A 17,735-nucleotide genomic window follows, 5' to 3' on the forward strand; every position below is an offset into this window, starting at 1 on the left:
GGCTTCTATATCTAAGAGATACTAGACTATTTTAATCCAGCTAAGCTGTGTTCAATAGTTGCTATTTTAGCTAAAGCATCTGCCTCTTTCTTTCTTTCGTTCTCGATAACCTGAGCAGGTGCACCACCAACGAACTTCTCGTTTGATAGTTTTCCTTGTACAGATTTCAAGAATCCTTTTAAGTATTTCAACTCTTCTTCTAACTTAGCGATTTCTTCTTCTAAGTTCACACTTCCTGTTACAGGAATGAAGTACTCATTAGATTTCACACGGTAAGATAGTGCACCACTTACTTGCTCTGTTACATACTCTATAGCAACTACGTTACCTAATTTAGAGATGATACTGTCGAAGTATGTAGATGTTTTCTCGTTGTTGATTACTTTTAAATCTATCGTTTCTTTAAACGAAATATTCTTGTCTTTTCTGATTGTACGGATACCAGCGATAACTTCAGTAGCGAATTCAAACTCTTTAATCAAGTTCTCATCAAATGATTTCATCTCTGGCCATGAAGATACTACTAATGCTGCAGCAGCAGTACGCTCATTAATATGTTGCCAAATCTCTTCTGATAAGAATGGCATAAATGGATGTAACAACTTCAAGTTCGCTTCTAATAACTCGATAGTCTTGTCAAAAGTAGCTTTGTCTATTGGCTGTTGGTATCCTGGTTTAATCATTTCTAAGAACCAAGAACAAAAGTCATCCCATACTAATTTATAGATCGTCATTAACGCATCCGAAATTCTGTATTTAGAGAAGTGATCTTCTATCTCTACTAATGCACTCTGTAACTTCGCTTCGTACCACGCTAATGATACTTTAGCAGATTCTGGTTGTGCTAATGTCTCAGACACTTCCCATCCTTTGATTAGACGGAATGCATTCCATACCTTATTTGTGAAAGCTTTACCTTGAGCACATAACTCCTCGTCAAACATAATATCGTTACCAGCAGACGCAGATAATAATAATCCTACACGTACACCATCAGCACCGAACTTATCGATTAATCCTAGTGCATCAGGAGAGTTTCCTAATGACTTAGACATCTTACGACGTTGTTTATCTCTTACGATACCTGTGAAGTAAACATTCGTAAATGGTTTCTTACCAGTGTACTCATATCCAGACATAATCATACGTGCTACCCAGAAGAAGATAATATCTGGACCAGTCACTAAGTCATTCGTTGGATAATAGTAGTTATACTCTTCATTCTCTGGCTGTGTAATTCCGTTAAATACAGACATTGGCCAAATCCAAGAAGAGAACCATGTATCTAGTGCATCTTCATCTTGTTTTAAATCAGCAGCAGTCAAAGCAGCATTACCTGATTTTACTTTAGCTAATTCTACAGCAGCTTCGATATTCTCAGCTACTACGAAGTCTTCTTTACCAGCTCCATAGTAGAATGCAGGTATCTGGTGTCCCCACCATAACTGACGAGAGATATTCCAATCGCGGATATTCTCTAACCAGCTTCTATAAGTATTGTTATATCTACTTGGGTATAACTTTACATCTTCTGTTTCTAATACCGCATCTAAAGCAGGCTTAGCTAACTCTTCCATCTTAAGGAACCACTGATCAGAAAGTCTTGGTTCTATAACAGCTTTTGTACGCTCAGAAGTACCTACATTGTTAATATAGTTCTCTACTTTGTCTAAAGCTCCGATAGATTTTAACTCTGCCTCTATCTCTTTACGAACTACAAAACGGTCTTTACCAGCGTAGTGTAATCCTAATTCATTCAGTGTAGCATCAGCATTAAAGATATCTATAATCTCTAAGTTATGTCTCTCTCCTAGATCCTTATCATTCACATCGTGAGCAGGAGTCACTTTAAGACATCCTGTACCGAACTCCATATCTACATATTCGTCGAAGATGATAGGCACCACTCTATTACAGATCGGTACGATAGCCTTTTTACCTTTTAGGTGTGTATAGCGTTCATCATTAGGGTTAATACAGATAGCAGAATCTCCTAAGATAGTCTCTGGACGTGTAGTCGCTATTACTAGATAGTCATTAGATCCTTCTATTTGATATTTTAGATGGTATAACTTCCCTTGGCGCTCTTCATAGATTACTTCCTCATCAGATAGAGTAGTCTTCGCTTCAGGATCCCAGTTTACCATGCGGTACCCTCTATAGATTAATCCTTTGTTATATAGGTCAACAAATACTTTTATCACTTGCTCAGACATCTCTGGGTCCATAGTGAACTTCGTACGATCCCAATCACAAGAACAACCTAATTTCTTAAGCTGATCTAAGATTACTCCTCCGTACTCTTCTTTCCACTCCCAAGCATGTGCTAAGAATTCTTCGCGTGTTAAATCGTTTTTATTGATACCCTGCTCTCTCAATTTTGCGACGACTTTAGCTTCAGTAGCGATAGAGGCGTGATCCGTTCCAGGTACCCAACAAGCGTTAAGCCCTTTTAAACGAGCACGACGTATTAATACATCTTGAATCGTATTGTTCAACATATGTCCCATGTGTAATACACCCGTCACGTTCGGTGGTGGTATTACAATCGTGTAAGGCTCTCTGTGGTCAGGAGTTGAGTGGAAGAAATTATTCTCCATCCAGTACTCATACCATTTTTGCTCTACTTGCTTCGCGTCAAATTGTGCAGGAATTGTCATTTACTTATTAATTTTACTTGTTTTTAACATTTTTTAAAGACACATCCAAAGATAACAATACTTTAATCAAATTTTAATCTAAGCACTCTTTCTTTTTACGTACCTTTGTATTATGCAAAAATATGGATTACTATGTAATTACAAAAGATAACACATTACTTTAAATGTTTATTTTTATTTGCGAGTATTCCTAAAGTTTTTAATTTTACAAAACAACAAATAGAAAAATAATGAAAAACATTTTAGCATTATTAGTTTTGGTTTTGACAAGTGCAGTAACATTCGCACAAAAAGGACCAAAAATCGAGTTTAAAGCAGAGAACAATACTATCGATTACGGTACTGTTGTAAGAGGGAAAGATAATGGAGTTAGAACTTTTGAGTTTACTAACGTTGGTGATGAGCCATTAATCATTACAGCTGTAAGATCTACATGTGGATGTACAGTACCTTCTAAACCTGAAGAACCTATTTTACCAGGTCAAAAAAGTAAAATAGACGTACAGTATAATATGGCTCCTGGTAAAATCAGTAGAACTATCACTGTAGAATCTAATGCTGTGAACTATACTAACGGTGTAGTAGCACTACGCATCAAAGGTGAAGTTGTAAACAACTAATCAGAAAATAGACAGAAAAACAAAAGGGATCGCTCACGCGATCCCTTTCTTATTTTATACGATAAGCAATTCTTTATTTCTTAAAGAAGATATTATTAGCAATTGCTTTCTCGAAGTTCTTCACTTCTTTAATTTGTATTTTAGCATCAAAGCCCTTGATATGTTTGGTATGGTGGATATCAGATCCTACGAAGTCTATCATATCATTGTTCAACAGATAGTTTGCAGCCTCTAATACATGACTTCCATAGTATCCTGTAGTAGACAATAAGTTCATCTGAAACTTACACCCTGATTTTTTAAGCTTCTTATACATTTCTGTATTCTTGTGATAGAAGTTATAACGCTCTGGATGCGCTAAGATAATCTCATACCCATTCGATTTTAAATGGAATAAAATATCCATTAATTGTATAGGTGGGTTGATATACGACATCTCTACTAATACATAGTTATCTTTTAATGTCAATAGCTTCTCTGAATGAATGCGCTGTAAGAAACTCTCATCCATCATATACTCAGAAGCCACTCTCAGCTGAAGAGACTCCGCCTCTGTAGGTAGTACCTCTAACACCTCATCATATTTAGATAAGATTCCTTCTTTAGTATTATCCCATACTAGTGGTGTAGTATGTGGAGTGGTAATCGCTTGGTCAAAGCCCATCGCTTTCATAGACTCTATAATAGTCTTTGTATCCTCTTTAGTCTGCGCCCCATCATCAATACCAAACATTAAATGAGAGTGAATATCTACATAATTATTTGGAATTAATGTTTTAAGCTCTGGTTTAGATTTAAATAATCCGAACATATCTTTATATTATTTTTTCTGATTAGGTCTACTTGTTATACTTCTTAGCGATACGCATTTCTATAGCCAAACTCACAAGAGTCAACAATACTAATGGCAAAGTAACTAATAACTTTTCGCTAGTAATATTCAATACGATATACAAAATTACACAAACTAAAGTTAACAACTGAAGCAACTTAGCTATCTTGACATTCTTTCTTATAAAAGGTAAGATTAAGAATATAGGACTACACAGTAGCACTGTATTATTACTTAACAGTTCACCATGAAGAGAGTAAAACCCTACGGCAAAGAAGAAAATACCTAACAGTCCTAAGATGACAAAATATACACTTCTAACGCCTCTCTGAGTCATTAATCCTGCTAACACTAAAACGACAAGACTAAAGAACCACATAGAGTTCACACTTATACCTGATTTCTCCGTAGATACTTCTGGCTCAAAAACAGTCACTGTCTCAGGAACCAAAGGTTTTCCGTTGACTTTAGTCTCTGCTAATCCTTGCATAAACTTATCTGGTAAAAACAGTAAAGTAGAATGAGCATCTACCTTAGAACCGAATATTAAATTAATCCCTAGCATCTCGAAGTACCTCTTATTCAGATACGAGTTTAAGATAGTTCTATAAGTATCTGTATTTCCTTCTACATCTACTTTTACAGGTGTCGCTATACTACTATTAATTATATCCACCACCTTAGTAGTACAGTTCTGATCTATAAATTTATATACATAAAACTTATTCTCCTCTTCTAAGGATTCGTTTAGCTTTTGCCACACCTCCTCTTTCTGAGTTGAAGTCAAATCTAATACTTGCTCATAAACAGCTCTATTATCATATACATAACTCCCAATGAAGTTTCTATAGGTAGAATAATCTGCGTAGTATAAAAGATCTCCCTTTACGAACTTTCCATAAAAATTAGGTGTTCTAAAATCAAACATTCCATAATTATATACCCTATCTATCCCCTCAAAAGGATCACTTACGCGTATCGCTGTATGCCCGAATAGTGAATACAACTCATCTCCCGTACCACAAGTAAGTACACTAATCTCTGCTCTATCAGAGAGTGGTCGTTCTTTAGAGAAAGCCATCTGCACTACAAAAAGGCAGAAAAGCAGATATATAATTTTCTTTGTCATCTATTCTTCTTGATTTATAACTAAGCGTTCTATTTGCTCTTTACAAAAATACTTTACTAATCTTTGATTTACAATAAAAACATACACTCTAAACTATTTATGAATAACCTTCTTGTACCACAGTTAAAACGTAGCGTCTCATCTGCTACTGCTCCTCTCATCTTCCTATCTTCTTCGCAAGAACTAAATGATCTCAACACAATACCTCCATGATAACTCCGTTAAAACTAGCTATAAAACGGACTCACTACGGACTCATAACGGACTCACTACGGACTCAATGCAACTAAAACCCATCTCGTCCTACTATAAGTATAGTACTAATCATAACTGTGTTTATCCTATAATTATATTTATCTAATGTAGCCTGTCCTGTATATATCAAAGATATTAAATATCTAATAAACGTTTAGTTACCTAAATAGAGTACATCAAATAATAAAACATCTATAAAGATAAATGGCATTATCTAAAGTAATCCTTATAAACACTATAAAAATTAGTAACTTTATGATACATTTGTATCAATAAATACAAGTAAACCGTTATAGAGTTTATATAAACAAACAAATTTCAGTTATGAAAAAACACATTCCTAATGCTATCACTTTATTAAACTTACTTTCAGGATTAATTGCGTTAGTGTATGCATTTGATGATAATATACACATGGCTTTCTTATGGGTATGTATAGGAATCTTTTTTGACTATTGGGACGGCTTTGTAGCACGTATCCTTAATGTAAAAAGTGAAATGGGATTACAGTTAGACTCACTAGCCGATATGGTGACTAGTGGAGTAGTTCCAGGATTAGTAGTTTATAAAATGCTAGCTAATATTCAAGAAAACCAAGAGATCTATAACCTTACCCCTGAGACCTACTATATGGGAGTAGTTCCATACTTAGGGTTTATCATCACATTAGGAGCTGCGTATAGATTAGCCAAATTTAATATCGATACTAGACAGACTGATTCGTTTATCGGATTACCTACACCAGGTAATGCTCTATTCATCTTAAGTATCCCAATGATTATCTCTACGACTAAATCAGAAGAGATTATCTCCTTATTAAGCAATCCTTACTTATTAGTGGTGATCAGTATCTTAAGTGCTATCATCATGAATGCAGAACTTCCATTGTTCTCATTAAAAATCAAGCCTAATAATCTAGGAGCTTATAAACTTCAGATAGGATTTATGCTACTATCATTAGTACTACTAGCTACTCTATTATATCTAGCTATACCTATTATTATACTAGTATATATCTTACTATCTATCATCATGAATATGACAAAAAAGCAAACTACTAACTAAAAATAAGAAACGCTATCTCTCCAGATAGCGTTTTTCATTTGGTCTATATCTAAAAAGTGTACTATTTCATCCTTATGACTATGTTGCCCCTTTTTTATGCCAATTCTTTATTGAATAATTATTATTCTCATTTATACAACTATCCAAAACAGCAATAATCACAATATGAGCAATTGACTATAAAACAGTCACTTTACCTCTAAAACACTAGTCATTGGCACACTTATTGAAAACTTTATTACAAACTTTTTTTTCATACTACTTTTTTGCCCTATACACCTTACCCCCTTTGTATAGGGCTTTTTTTATTGTTTTTTTTACACCATAGAACCAAGGTTAGCATCATCATGTTTTCCTTCTTCATGAAGCGTTAACTCATCACAGAATACTATTTTCTCATTTTCTATTACAAAAGTTGCAATTACTTTTACCTTACTCACAGAGCCATCATTTCTATATACTGAAACACTGTGATTAGTAAAAACAAGATTTCCCTCTTCTGCCATATAATTAAAGGTAATAGACAGTCTCTCGGTTACCTCTTTTAATTTTTTAATATGATTACTAAAAATGGTGTAGTCTAGTCTCTTTCCATCAACACATTGGATATAATCAGTAGAAAAATAGGTAGCTATCACTTCTGGACGATACTGAGGACTCTCTAATAGATTTACAAAACAGTCTTTTATCAATTCTTTATTGGTCATATTTCATTTCTTAAATTACAAATACGAAAGTAAAACACTGTCTAAAGAAGCGCGATAACAATTGTTATCAAATAAAACTTTTATAAAGACACTATACCTAAAGTGACAACTAACACATATGGAGTGTTGTCCTATAGCTAACTTCTTTATAATACTATCCATATAAAAGTCTATTCTCTCAGAATATAGCAAAGAAAAAGTATAATGTCTTACATTATCAATATTGATGAACGAGACATAACCACTTCTTGTAATTTATCTTCTTTAAAAAAAGAATATTATAATAGATGAAGTTCTCTATAATGTGTAATTATTTCATTTTTAAATAATTATTATATAAAAAATCAAATCAAAAAAGAAGAATACTAAAATACACTATTCGTAATTAAACTAAATAATCTGGCTATTCATTGTATTATTTAAAATAATTAAATAAATTTAGCAAAAAAATAACAACAATATGTTTGAAAATATAGATCCAACTATTATAACATTTTCCATTTATTTAGTGGTTGTGTTAGGAATAGGTGTAATTGCGTATTTACGCACAAAGGACTTTTCTGACTACATCTTAGGAGGACGTAGTTTTGGTCCAGTAGTAACAGCTTTATCAGCAGGAGCATCAGATATGTCTGGATGGCTACTAATGGGATTGCCAGGTGCTATTTTTGGTAAAGGTTTATCTCAGAGCTGGATTGCGATCGGTTTAATTATCGGTGCATACTACAACTGGAAGTTAGTAGCTGGTCGTCTGCGTGTACACACAGAAATCAATAATAATGCACTGACATTACCAGACTTCTTCCACAACAGATTTGGAAAAGATGGTCAATTAGTAAAAACAGTATCTGCTGTAACTATCCTAATCTTCTTCACGATATACTGTGCGTCTGGTATGGTAGCTGGTGCTAGATTATTCGAAACGCTATTCCACATGGAGTATATCAATGCGTTATATCTAGGGGCTTTAGCTACGATAGCGTATACCTTCATCGGTGGATTCTTAGCAGTAAGCTGGAGTGATACGATTCAGGCTACTTTAATGCTATTTGCGTTAATCTTGACTCCTGTGATGATTATCCTATATATGGGAGGATGGGATGCTATCACTACTTATACGAACGAAGCTGCTATTGCTACTAATATTTCGTATTCAAGTCTAACACATAATGTAAGCTTTATCGCTATTGTTAGTGCTGCTGCATGGGGACTTGGGTACTTCGGACAGCCACATATCTTAGCACGCTTTATGGCTGCTGATAGCGTGAAGACAATGAAGAATGCTAGACGTATAGGAATGTCATGGATGACATTATGTCTAGGAGGAGCTGTAACGATAGGTTATTTAGGAATTAGCTACTACTACAAACATCCAGAGATAGCGGGTGTAGTAAACAAAGACAATGAAATGATCTTCATAGAGCTAATCAAACAATTATTTAACCCTTGGGTAGTAGGTGTCTTACTTTCGGCTATTCTAGCTGCAGTAATGAGTACATTAAGTGCGCAGCTATTAATGTCGTCTAGTACACTTACGCAAGACTTCTACAAAGCTTACTTCAGAAGAAGTGCTAGCCAAAAAGAGCTAGTATGGACAGGAAGATTTGCTGTACTACTAATCGCTTTAATCGCAATCATAATCGCGTACGATCCAGATAGTAAAATTCTTGCTTTGGTAGCACATGCTTGGGCTGGTTTTGGAGCTGCATTTGGTCCTGCTATCTTATTCACTCTATTCTGGAGAAAAACAACAGGTATGGGAACTTTCGCAGGAGTATTAGTAGGAGCGGTAACTGTAATCGTATGGCCTATTCTATTCGGAGATACGGTATACGAAATTATTCCAGGATTCTTATTTAGTTCGATTGCGATCTACTTAGTATCTAACTATGGAAAACAAGCGTCTACTGAAATGATAGAGAAGTTTGACACTGCTGATGCTTTATATCACAAAGAAAAGTAATTAGATAAAATCTATTTATTATACCCTAAACTCTAGGTATATAACAACGATAAAAGATGTTATATACCTAGAGTTTTTTGTTTATCCCAGAATCAGCAATAGGCAGATAAACGAAAAGTAATTATACAAGATAGGTCTGAATTAGCGATTTCAGCATACTATAGTATGGTTATAGAGCTAATGAAAGAGCTATGAAGTAGAATTGCTTTGTAGTATTTGGCTAATGTTGATTCTGGGGTTATATGAACAACATAAGATTAACATTGTACAAGAAAATGTAAACCAATAACTTTGCACCTCATAAAAACGATAATACGTGTCTAGATTTAATTCACACCCTATATACAATACTCAGTTTATACTAGTATGTTTAAGTTCTTTACTATTCTCTGCTAGTTTTAATATGCTTATACCTGAGCTACCTGATTACCTCTCAGGACTAGGTGGAGCAGAATACAAAGGGCTAATCATCGGTCTATTTACAATCACTGCAGGTATCTCTAGACCCTTTAGTGGTAAACTAACAGATAAGATAGGTCGTGTGCCTATCATGGCTATAGGCTCGATAGTATGTTTTGTGTGTAGCTTATTATACCCTATTCTTACTACAGTATCCGGCTTTTTATTCTTGCGATTATTACATGGATTCTCTACAGGGTTCAAGCCTACAGCTACGGCAGCTTATGTAGCTGATATCGTACCTAAAGAGCGATGGGGAGAAGCATTAGGACTACACGGCATTAGCTTTAGTACAGGTATGGCTATAGGCCCAGCCATCGGTAGTACCATAAAGATGTACACCTCTATAGACTTTCTATTCTATACTTCATCTGCTTTTGCTCTACTTTCTATTGTGATCTTAATGAACATGAAAGAGACCTTACAAGTAAAAGAAAAGTTCTCTTTTAAATTACTAAAAATATCAGGCAAGGACATCTTTGACTTAGGGGTATTCCCTGCAGCTTTTGTGACTTTTATGTCTTACATCGCTTATGGAGTTATTCTTACGCTAATCCCTGACTGGACTGGACATTTAGGCTTAGAGAATAAAGGGATTTTCTTTATGATTTTTACTATTTCTTCTCTACTAGTAAGATTTGTCGCTGGTAAAGTATCTGACAAATATGGACGTGTCTTAATCATCAATATTGGATTAATACTTCTGATTATCTCTCTAGCTATTATAGCATTCTACAAATCTACTAATGGGCTATACCTAGGTGCATTTATATACGGTATCTCTTTAGGTATCTTATCTCCAGCATTAAATGCCTGGACAATAGACTTCAGTCAACCTGATCAAAGAGGGCGTGCTGTATCTACTATGTACATCGCTCTAGAGGCTGGTGTCGGTGGAGGTGCTTTCTTAGCAGGGTGGTATTATAAAGATAATATCACTAATATCCCTACCATTATGTATGCTAGTGCAGTAGTTATTATCTTGAGTTTAGTCTATATGATGTTTAGAAAACAACTTTCCTTCACAAGTAAGGCATAAGGAAATACTACTTCTTTAAGATTAATTTGACTTGGTGCTGTAATATAGGTATAACCTCTTGTTCAAACCATCTATTCTTTGCTTTCCAGATATTATTTCTCGGAGAAGGATGAGGTAATGGAAAATAAGTAGGTAAATACTCGTGGAAGTTATTTACATTCTCTGTCAGTGAATCATTAGTCTTTAAATAATAATCTTGAGCGTATTTTCCGATTAACAAAATAAGCTTCACAGAAGTTAATTGGTCTAACAACTGAGCATGCCATGTGGGAGCACATATTTTCTTAGGAGGTAAGTCACCATTCTTTCCTTTGCCTGGATAACAAAACCCCATAGGAATAATAGAGAAGTTAGCCGTATCGTAGAACTCCTCTTCTGTCACTCCTAGCCATTGACGCAGTTGTTCGCCACTTTTATCTTTAAAAGGAATACCTGATAGATGTACTTTTAATCCAGGTGCTTGACCTATAATAATGATTTTTGACTGTACACTAGATAATACCACAGGATTCGCTCCTAGAGGTAGTTCTTTTTCACATATCTTACAAGCCTTAATATCACTTAATAACTCATCAAAACAATCCATACCTTCTTCTATTTACTGTCCTATTAAATATCGATGTGGGGTAATACCTGCGTGCTTTTTAAAAAACTCTATAAACGCACTATCTGACGAAAACTCCAATACATCTGCTACCTCTGAAATAGTCATATCCTCAGCCAACAACTCCAGAGAGCGGTAATACTTCCATTGCAATCTCCAATCTTGATAAACCATCCCTGTTTCTTTCTTAAAGATACGAGAAATAGTCTTCTCGCTAGCCCCTACCTCTTGGGTTAAGTCCTTGAGAAATGGAGGAACTCTTTTCTCCATAATAAACTGTCGAATAGTATCTTTTAGTCTCGTATCTTCGGGTATCTTCAGATGATAATCTTCTATATGGGCTGCGTTTAATTCATTGCTAAACACCTTAACTATAGCAAACTGCTCATCAGTATAAGTCTTCCATTCCCAAAAACATATTCGTTCTATTAACTGCTCTAATAGAGGGTTGACCTCTAATACTTTGATTGTATCAGCTGTCCACAACTGCTCTTTCGCAGTAAAGTAGATAGAACGATAAGCAACTACATTTCTAAAGAACACGCGATGAGATAACCTTGCAGGTATAATCAACATACGTGTAGGTGGTAGAATCACCTGTGTATCATCAGTCAATAGAGTCATACATCCACTAGGTGCATAGAGAAGTTGCTGGTGTTCATCGTGCTGATGAAAACCAGAATCATGCTGAACTAAATCAGATGCTAAACCTATAACAGGTAAGTCTATTTGTTCTGGATGAAATTCTTGTTCTGAATGCAGATATGCCATTTGTCTTTAAACCGGTATTTAATGAGTTTATAGTATTATAAAGGTACTACAAATTCTAAAGACCTTTGTCAAAAATTAAAAACAATGAAGACAAAAAACAGTTTAGCGCTAATGATTGTACTGATGATGTTCCCCCAATTCGTGGAGACCATCTACAGTCCTGCCTTAACGCATTTAGCTAAAGCATTTGATGTAACGAAGGAGACTACATTGCTAACGATAAGTATTTACTTTATAGCCTTTGCACTTGGAGTTATCTTTTGGGGAATACTAAGTGATTATATCGGTAGAAGAAAAGCGATGCTAAGCGGGCTAATAACGTATACTCTTGCTTCTGTGTTAGCCTTGCTTGCTACTAATTTTGAAACAATACTTATCGCAAGGTTTATTGCTGCCTTTGGTATAGCTGTAGGATCAGTGATTACACAAACGATGATGAGAGACAGTTATACTGGAGTAGAACTAGCTAAAGTATTTTCTATTATGGGAATCGCCTTATCAGTAAGCCCTGTTATAGGATTACTAATGGGAGGAATTCTATCCAATCAATTTGGCTATTGGGGAGTATTCACAGTACTAGCAACGTTGGCAATACTACTATTCAGCACATCCTTCTTCTCCTTAAAAGAAACTAAACAACATACTGACAATATTACCTTAGATAAAATAATAGCCTTAGCTAAGACGATGTACACTGACTCTCTATTGTGGAAATATGCTTTGTTAGTCATGGCTTACAATGTTCTTCTTTTTAGTTATTACTCATTTGCTCCTTTTATATTTGAACAAGAAGGATTAAGCCCAACAGTATATGGATATAGTGGTATTGTACTAGCGGCAGGTTCTTTTATAGGAAGCTCTCTAAACAAGAAATTACTAGAGAGAGGATATTTACCCATTACCTTAATGAAGATTGCAGCAACTATAGCTATTGTGAATGCTTTAGTGTTAATTCTAATAGGAAATACGCTTTACTTTCTAATCCCGATGGTATTTATTGTAACTGCATTCGGGATAGCGATTCCTAATATCCTTAGTCAAGCCTTACTACAATACAAATCGTCCATAGGTACAGCTAGTGCTTTATTCGGATTATTGTATTATATCTTGATTGGTACAGGTTTATACATTAGTAGTACTATGCCTAATATCACTGTCGTAATGATTAGTTTTGCTACTATAGCGATCTTAGTTTCACTACTTATTAAAAGCAAAAAGACGACTTTATAGCCTTGCTATAAAGTCGTCTTTCATTTTCTTAATTCTTCTTGACATACCCCATTCCTCTAGAGAGAGGCCATACTTCTTTAAAACCATAATGCTCATATAACTTATAAGCTTCACCATCTGCTATTAAGTTTACATAGCATGACTCTGGTAGATTATCATTAATAAATTCTGTCAATGTAGTCATTACTAACTTACCTAATCCTTGTCCTTGGTACTCTGGTAATACACAAATATCTACAACCTGACAATGACATCCACCATCACCTACTAATCTTCCCATTCCTACGAACTTATCATTATTCTCTGTATCTAGTATCGACACACAGCATAGAGAATTAGCAAGACCAATCACAGCTGCCATAATTCTCTTTTCAGATAGACCGCAGGTTATACGCATATTGATATAGTCTTCTGGTTCTATTATATCATAACAAATCTTATATCTCATATCTTCTTTAATCTTTTTAGATAAACAAATATATAATTGCTGTTATTCTCTTCCTAATCGTTTGATTAGAATGTGATAAATTGTAGCAATACAATGACTAAATGAATTACTCAAATGATAACCTACAAAAAAAGGACAGTACGAATACTGTCCTTTATAATTATTTATCTTCTGATTGTTCTTCCTTCTGTTCTTTAGTTAAAAGGCTTAACTCCACTTGCTCTACTGAATTGCGATACATCTTAAGTATTTTTCCTTCGTAGTCATCAAGTCTTATAATATCTCCTACTTTAAACTCGTCATCAGGACACTCTTCACTGATTAAACCTGCAAGTGTATCATAGTGCTCACTTTCTTCAAACTTAACAGGTACTAGTCTATTAATATCAGATAAATTATAATGTGCACTAACTACATATCTACCTTCTCCCATACTCTGTACTACAGGTTCTTCATTGTCATATTCATCTTGGATCTCTCCTACCAATTCCTCTAGAATATCTTCCATAGTCACAATACCTGTAAACTCTCCTACTTCATTGGTAGCAATAGCCATCTGTAAGTGTTTTGCTTGGAATTGTTTTAATACATTTTTAATAAGTGCATTCTCAGAGATATAAATAGGTTCACGTAGTAATGAAGCTAGATCAGTGTTACTCTTATCTTGAATCATTGCTTTCATCAAGTCTTTTGTATAAATAACACCTTTAATATTATCTAAGTTATCTTCATATACTGGAAAACGAGAATATCCTTCATTGATTGCATAATCGATAGCCTCTATTACACTTGTATTAATCTCGATAGCTGAGACATTTTTACGTAGGCTTTGAATATTATTTACACGTCTGTCATCAAAGTCGAATACATTCTGAATCAGAACACGCTCTGTTTCTTCAATAGCTCCTCCTTCTTGACTCTCAGTAATAATCATCTTAAGCTCTTCTTCTGTATGAATATCAGCTCCGTGAATTGGACTAATACCTACAATACGCAATATACCATTAGCTAAACCGTTCATCAACCAAATAATAGGTCTAAATACGAAATAGAATATACGCAATGGAAGTGCTATAGTAAATGTCGTCTTCGTTGGGAAGTGAATAGCTAGTGATTTAGGTGCTAATTCACCAAAAACAATATGTAATATTGTGATAATAGCAAAGGCTACTGGAAATGAAACACTCTTAGCTACACCATACCATTCAGGTCCAGTGAAACCAAAGATTTCAAACAAATACATAATAACAGGTGTTAATGAGCTTTCTCCAACCCATCCTAACCCTAGTGAAGCAAGGGTAATACCTAATTGTGTAGCTGCTAAATATGCATCAAGATTAGAAACAATATTCTTAGCAATACCTGCTACTTTAGAATTTAGTTCTTGATGAACTTCTATTTGAGAAGTACGAACTTTCACAATTGCAAACTCTGCTGCAACGAAAAAACCGTTTAAGAAAACTAAAAATAAAGTAAGTAATAATTTACCTACTGAAATCTCTTCGTGTACAATGTTAGAACCAGCCAACATTGTAATGATCTGGGCGTATGTATCCATTTTAAGAATTAAAAAAAGCCAATGGTTAAATATTTTTTAATGGCTTAAGGTTTATATCATTGTGATATAAATCTCGTATCAAAATTAATAATTTAATTGACACAGTATCTATCAATATTTACTAATTTTTAAAAAATATCACAATGCTTATAAATATAGTCAACTTTGCACTAATGTTATAGTACAAATCGAAACTCACTTAACAAAATAAATGCGATTAGCTCTTTTTTTACATCTTTTACATAGAGTCTTTATCAAAATGAAAAGGCAAGATATTTACTAACGAAGGAGAGTAACACACTTTACCTTCTGCTCCCATAAAGAACATTTCTATAGCAGAGTCTTGTTTTGTCTCATATTCCAAAATACTTTGTCTACACGCTCCACATGGAGGGATTGGAGTACTCGTAACTTTTAAATCTGATGATGCAGAAATAGCTATCTTTAAGATTCTCTGATCTGGATAATTAGCCCCAACATAAAAGATAGCTGTACGCTCAGCGCATAATCCTGATGGGAAAGCCGCATTCTCTTGATTAGACCCCACTACGATAGTTCCGTCTTCTAATAAGATAGCTGCACCTACTCTAAACTTAGAATAAGGAGCATAAGCCTTCTTTCTCACTTCTACAGCCCTATTCATTAACTCTTGATCTTTTTGTTCTAATTCTGCTATTGAATCATATTCTAAGAACGTTGTTACGATTTCAATTTTTTTCATAATCCTTGACTATTAGAGATAAAAAATCCAAACGCATCTTATTGGGGATGGTTTGGATTCAATACAAATATACTATTTTTTTTAACCTCTTCGATAAGTTTTTCTACCTAAATCGAATGTTAATGAGAATCGCAGTGTATTCTCCATTGGGTTATTTATTTTTGATGTTGAAAATAAATACGATAGGTCTATAGCCATCATATTATATTTAAAACCTGCTCCTAAAGTTGCATACTGTCTAGCTCCTTTTTCTGGACTTTCGTGGAAGTATCCTGTTCTAAAAGCAAATTTATTGTCATACCAATATTCTGCTCCTAGAGACCATGCTACTTCTTTCAGTTCTTCACTAAACCCATTAGGCGCATCTCCAAATGATTTAAACACTCCTTTAAGCCATCCAGTATCATTATACTCGATTAACGCTTCTGGATCATTTCTATATTCTGGTGGTGTCGGAACTAATAACTTATTAAGTTCTCCTGAGATAGTTAATGTATTCTGTTGATCAATAATAAAATCAAAACTACCTCCTAACTTTAAGTTAGCAGGAAGAAAAGATCCATACTGCTCATCTTCATATTTTATCTTAGGCCCTAAGTTTTGAATATTAAATCCAGCTCTCCATCTACCATCGAAAGTACTAAATCTAATTACATCTGATTCGTAGAAACCTGCTATATCTACAGCTACTTGACTCGCCATAGAGTTAGATCCATCTAGTTCCGGCATTCTAAGATTAGAGTTGATGAAACGTCCCACTACTGCCATACCAAAGCGGTCACTTAATTTCAATGAATAAGAAATATCTACAGCGAACTCATTAGGCTTTTTTATAATTGAACTCGATTGATAACTATCTCTAAACTCCATTTCACCCATTCCAAAATAACGTAAACTTGCTCCAATAGCACTACGTTCATTGAATTTATTAAAATAGGTTAATTGACCTAAAGCCATATCGCTACTAATTTTAGACATATAAGGGCTATAATTTACAGAAAATCCTTGTGCTTGCGTAGCAAATGCATACTTCGCGGCATTGTGTTGTTGAGAAAACACATCACTAGAAGTCGCAACCCCGATGTCTCCCATCCCTGATGATCTCGCATCTCCAGATATTAATAAGAAAGGTACTCCAGTAGTTATAGGTCTTACTACTTTCTGAGCGTATATAAACTGCCCCGCTAAAACAGTAAGAAATAAGGCTGTAACTTTTTTCATCTTTATTTTTTTAAGATTCACAAATATAATCTTTTTAACATTACTAAAATCTGACTCTAGCTATTATTATAACTTATAAAAACAACAATTATTATTTTGATCTTCATTATAAACGAAATATATACCTTACTCTACAAGAAACTTTGACCATCAACATTTTAATTCTTTTTCACGTATCTTATACAAAGTAAACTTAATACTATTTTTACTCAAACTAAGGGCTATTCCTTGTATAATTCAAAGATATTCACCCCCATTTTTATACTATTAAAAGAATCTACTTCTAATTTTTGGTATTAATCTTATTACAGTACATTTTTGCATTATAATTACTTAATTAAACATAGAAACAAAAGCAAATTCACAAGAGAGAACAAGCAATCTTCTCCTTATATTGTCAATTATTTTGTATGGCATTTAAGTAATTCGAACTACATTTGCACTGCGTATAAA

Annotated in this window: 15 protein-coding genes; 5 read left to right on the forward strand and 10 right to left on the reverse strand. The window is 34.3% G+C overall.

Annotation, left to right across the window (positions count from 1 at the left end; translation table 11 throughout):
• Nucleotides 1-26: 26 nt before the first annotated feature.
• Complete coding sequence (locus BK054_RS01730; RefSeq protein ID WP_006260259.1) at nucleotides 27-2,660, reverse strand: valine--tRNA ligase; 2,634 nt, start codon at nucleotides 2,658-2,660, stop codon at nucleotides 27-29.
• A gap of 230 nt (nucleotides 2,661-2,890) precedes the next feature.
• Between BK054_RS01730 and BK054_RS01735 the strand changes: the two genes are divergently transcribed.
• The gene (locus tag BK054_RS01735; protein WP_006260260.1) at nucleotides 2,891-3,280 is read left to right on the forward strand and encodes a DUF1573 domain-containing protein; all 390 of its coding nucleotides are present in this window, start codon (nucleotides 2,891-2,893) and stop codon (nucleotides 3,278-3,280) included.
• Nucleotides 3,281-3,353: 73 nt separating this feature from the next.
• On the opposite strand, the gene BK054_RS01740 is transcribed toward BK054_RS01735, so the two are convergent.
• Complete coding sequence (locus BK054_RS01740; RefSeq protein WP_006267042.1) at nucleotides 3,354-4,091, reverse strand: tyrosine-protein phosphatase; 738 nt, start codon at nucleotides 4,089-4,091, stop codon at nucleotides 3,354-3,356.
• Nucleotides 4,092-4,119: 28 nt separating this feature from the next.
• On the reverse strand, nucleotides 4,120-5,241 hold the full coding sequence (locus BK054_RS01745; protein WP_006267041.1) for a DUF4105 domain-containing protein: 1,122 nt from the start codon (nucleotides 5,239-5,241) through the stop codon (nucleotides 4,120-4,122).
• A gap of 579 nt (nucleotides 5,242-5,820) precedes the next feature.
• On the opposite strand from BK054_RS01745, the gene BK054_RS01750 reads away from it, so the two are divergent.
• Complete coding sequence (locus BK054_RS01750) at nucleotides 5,821-6,561, forward strand: CDP-alcohol phosphatidyltransferase family protein (RefSeq protein ID WP_006260264.1); 741 nt, start codon at nucleotides 5,821-5,823, stop codon at nucleotides 6,559-6,561.
• Nucleotides 6,562-6,878: 317 nt separating this feature from the next.
• Here BK054_RS01750 and BK054_RS01755 read toward each other — a convergent pair whose 3' ends face one another.
• Nucleotides 6,879-7,268, reverse strand: a complete 390-nt coding sequence (locus BK054_RS01755) for a hypothetical protein (RefSeq protein ID WP_006260265.1) — start codon at nucleotides 7,266-7,268, stop codon at nucleotides 6,879-6,881.
• A 460-nt stretch (nucleotides 7,269-7,728) separates the two neighbouring features.
• On the opposite strand from BK054_RS01755, the gene putP reads away from it, so the two are divergent.
• Nucleotides 7,729-9,231, forward strand: a complete 1,503-nt coding sequence (gene putP, locus BK054_RS01760) for a sodium/proline symporter PutP (RefSeq protein WP_006267039.1) — start codon at nucleotides 7,729-7,731, stop codon at nucleotides 9,229-9,231.
• A 316-nt stretch (nucleotides 9,232-9,547) separates the two neighbouring features.
• Nucleotides 9,548-10,729: an MFS transporter gene (locus BK054_RS01765; protein ID WP_006267038.1), complete on the forward strand. Its 1,182-nt coding sequence runs from the start codon at nucleotides 9,548-9,550 to the stop codon at nucleotides 10,727-10,729.
• Between the two features lie 7 nt (nucleotides 10,730-10,736).
• Here BK054_RS01765 and BK054_RS01770 read toward each other — a convergent pair whose 3' ends face one another.
• Complete coding sequence (locus BK054_RS01770) at nucleotides 10,737-11,315, reverse strand: uracil-DNA glycosylase family protein (RefSeq protein ID WP_006267037.1); 579 nt, start codon at nucleotides 11,313-11,315, stop codon at nucleotides 10,737-10,739.
• Nucleotides 11,316-11,327: 12 nt separating this feature from the next.
• Entirely contained in the window at nucleotides 11,328-12,104 is a 777-nt protein-coding gene (locus tag BK054_RS01775; RefSeq protein ID WP_006267036.1) for an AraC family transcriptional regulator, read from the reverse strand.
• 84 nt (nucleotides 12,105-12,188) lie between these two features.
• Here BK054_RS01775 and BK054_RS01780 point away from each other — a divergent pair, with 84 nt between their 5' ends.
• Entirely contained in the window at nucleotides 12,189-13,334 is a 1,146-nt protein-coding gene (locus tag BK054_RS01780; RefSeq protein ID WP_006267034.1) for a multidrug effflux MFS transporter, read from the forward strand.
• 28 nt (nucleotides 13,335-13,362) lie between these two features.
• On the opposite strand, the gene BK054_RS01785 is transcribed toward BK054_RS01780, so the two are convergent.
• The 4 genes from BK054_RS01785 to porV form a co-directional block, all read right to left on the reverse strand.
• Nucleotides 13,363-13,782 (reverse strand): GNAT family N-acetyltransferase, encoded by a 420-nt coding sequence (locus BK054_RS01785; protein ID WP_006267033.1) that lies wholly within the window; start codon nucleotides 13,780-13,782, stop codon nucleotides 13,363-13,365.
• Nucleotides 13,783-13,942: 160 nt separating this feature from the next.
• On the reverse strand, nucleotides 13,943-15,340 hold the full coding sequence (locus BK054_RS01790) for a hemolysin family protein (protein WP_006260272.1): 1,398 nt from the start codon (nucleotides 15,338-15,340) through the stop codon (nucleotides 13,943-13,945).
• Nucleotides 15,341-15,578: 238 nt separating this feature from the next.
• A complete protein-coding gene (locus tag BK054_RS01795; RefSeq protein WP_006260273.1) occupies nucleotides 15,579-16,061 on the reverse strand; it encodes a cytidine deaminase in 483 nt (160 codons plus the stop codon).
• Between the two features lie 81 nt (nucleotides 16,062-16,142).
• The gene (gene porV / locus BK054_RS01800; protein WP_006260274.1) at nucleotides 16,143-17,282 is read right to left on the reverse strand and encodes a type IX secretion system outer membrane channel protein PorV; all 1,140 of its coding nucleotides are present in this window, start codon (nucleotides 17,280-17,282) and stop codon (nucleotides 16,143-16,145) included.
• Between the last annotated feature and the right edge of the window lie 453 nt (nucleotides 17,283-17,735).

It is taken from the genome of Myroides sp. ZB35, from assembly GCF_001865835.1.
Lineage (GTDB): Bacteria > Bacteroidota > Bacteroidia > Flavobacteriales > Flavobacteriaceae > Flavobacterium > Flavobacterium odoratimimum.

Bases quoted from the DNA above. Each gene is read 5' to 3' on its own strand.
- BK054_RS01750 (WP_006260264.1), top strand. From the start codon at position 5,821: ATGAAAAAACACATTCCTAATGCTATCACTTTATTAAACTTACTTTCA.
- BK054_RS01795 (WP_006260273.1), bottom strand. From the start codon at position 16,061: ATGAAAAAAATTGAAATCGTAACAACGTTCTTAGAATATGATTCAATA.
- BK054_RS01770 (WP_006267037.1), bottom strand. From the start codon at position 11,315: ATGGATTGTTTTGATGAGTTATTAAGTGATATTAAGGCTTGTAAGATA.
- BK054_RS01785 (WP_006267033.1), bottom strand. From the start codon at position 13,782: ATGAGATATAAGATTTGTTATGATATAATAGAACCAGAAGACTATATC.
- BK054_RS01740 (WP_006267042.1), bottom strand. From the start codon at position 4,091: ATGTTCGGATTATTTAAATCTAAACCAGAGCTTAAAACATTAATTCCA.
- BK054_RS01755 (WP_006260265.1), bottom strand. From the start codon at position 7,268: ATGACCAATAAAGAATTGATAAAAGACTGTTTTGTAAATCTATTAGAG.
- BK054_RS01735 (WP_006260260.1), top strand. From the start codon at position 2,891: ATGAAAAACATTTTAGCATTATTAGTTTTGGTTTTGACAAGTGCAGTA.
- porV (WP_006260274.1), bottom strand. From the start codon at position 17,282: ATGAAAAAAGTTACAGCCTTATTTCTTACTGTTTTAGCGGGGCAGTTT.
- BK054_RS01745 (WP_006267041.1), bottom strand. From the start codon at position 5,241: ATGACAAAGAAAATTATATATCTGCTTTTCTGCCTTTTTGTAGTGCAG.
- putP (WP_006267039.1), top strand. From the start codon at position 7,729: ATGTTTGAAAATATAGATCCAACTATTATAACATTTTCCATTTATTTA.
- BK054_RS01790 (WP_006260272.1), bottom strand. From the start codon at position 15,340: ATGGATACATACGCCCAGATCATTACAATGTTGGCTGGTTCTAACATT.
- BK054_RS01730 (WP_006260259.1), bottom strand. From the start codon at position 2,660: ATGACAATTCCTGCACAATTTGACGCGAAGCAAGTAGAGCAAAAATGG.
- BK054_RS01780 (WP_006267034.1), top strand. From the start codon at position 12,189: ATGAAGACAAAAAACAGTTTAGCGCTAATGATTGTACTGATGATGTTC.
- BK054_RS01775 (WP_006267036.1), bottom strand. From the start codon at position 12,104: ATGGCATATCTGCATTCAGAACAAGAATTTCATCCAGAACAAATAGAC.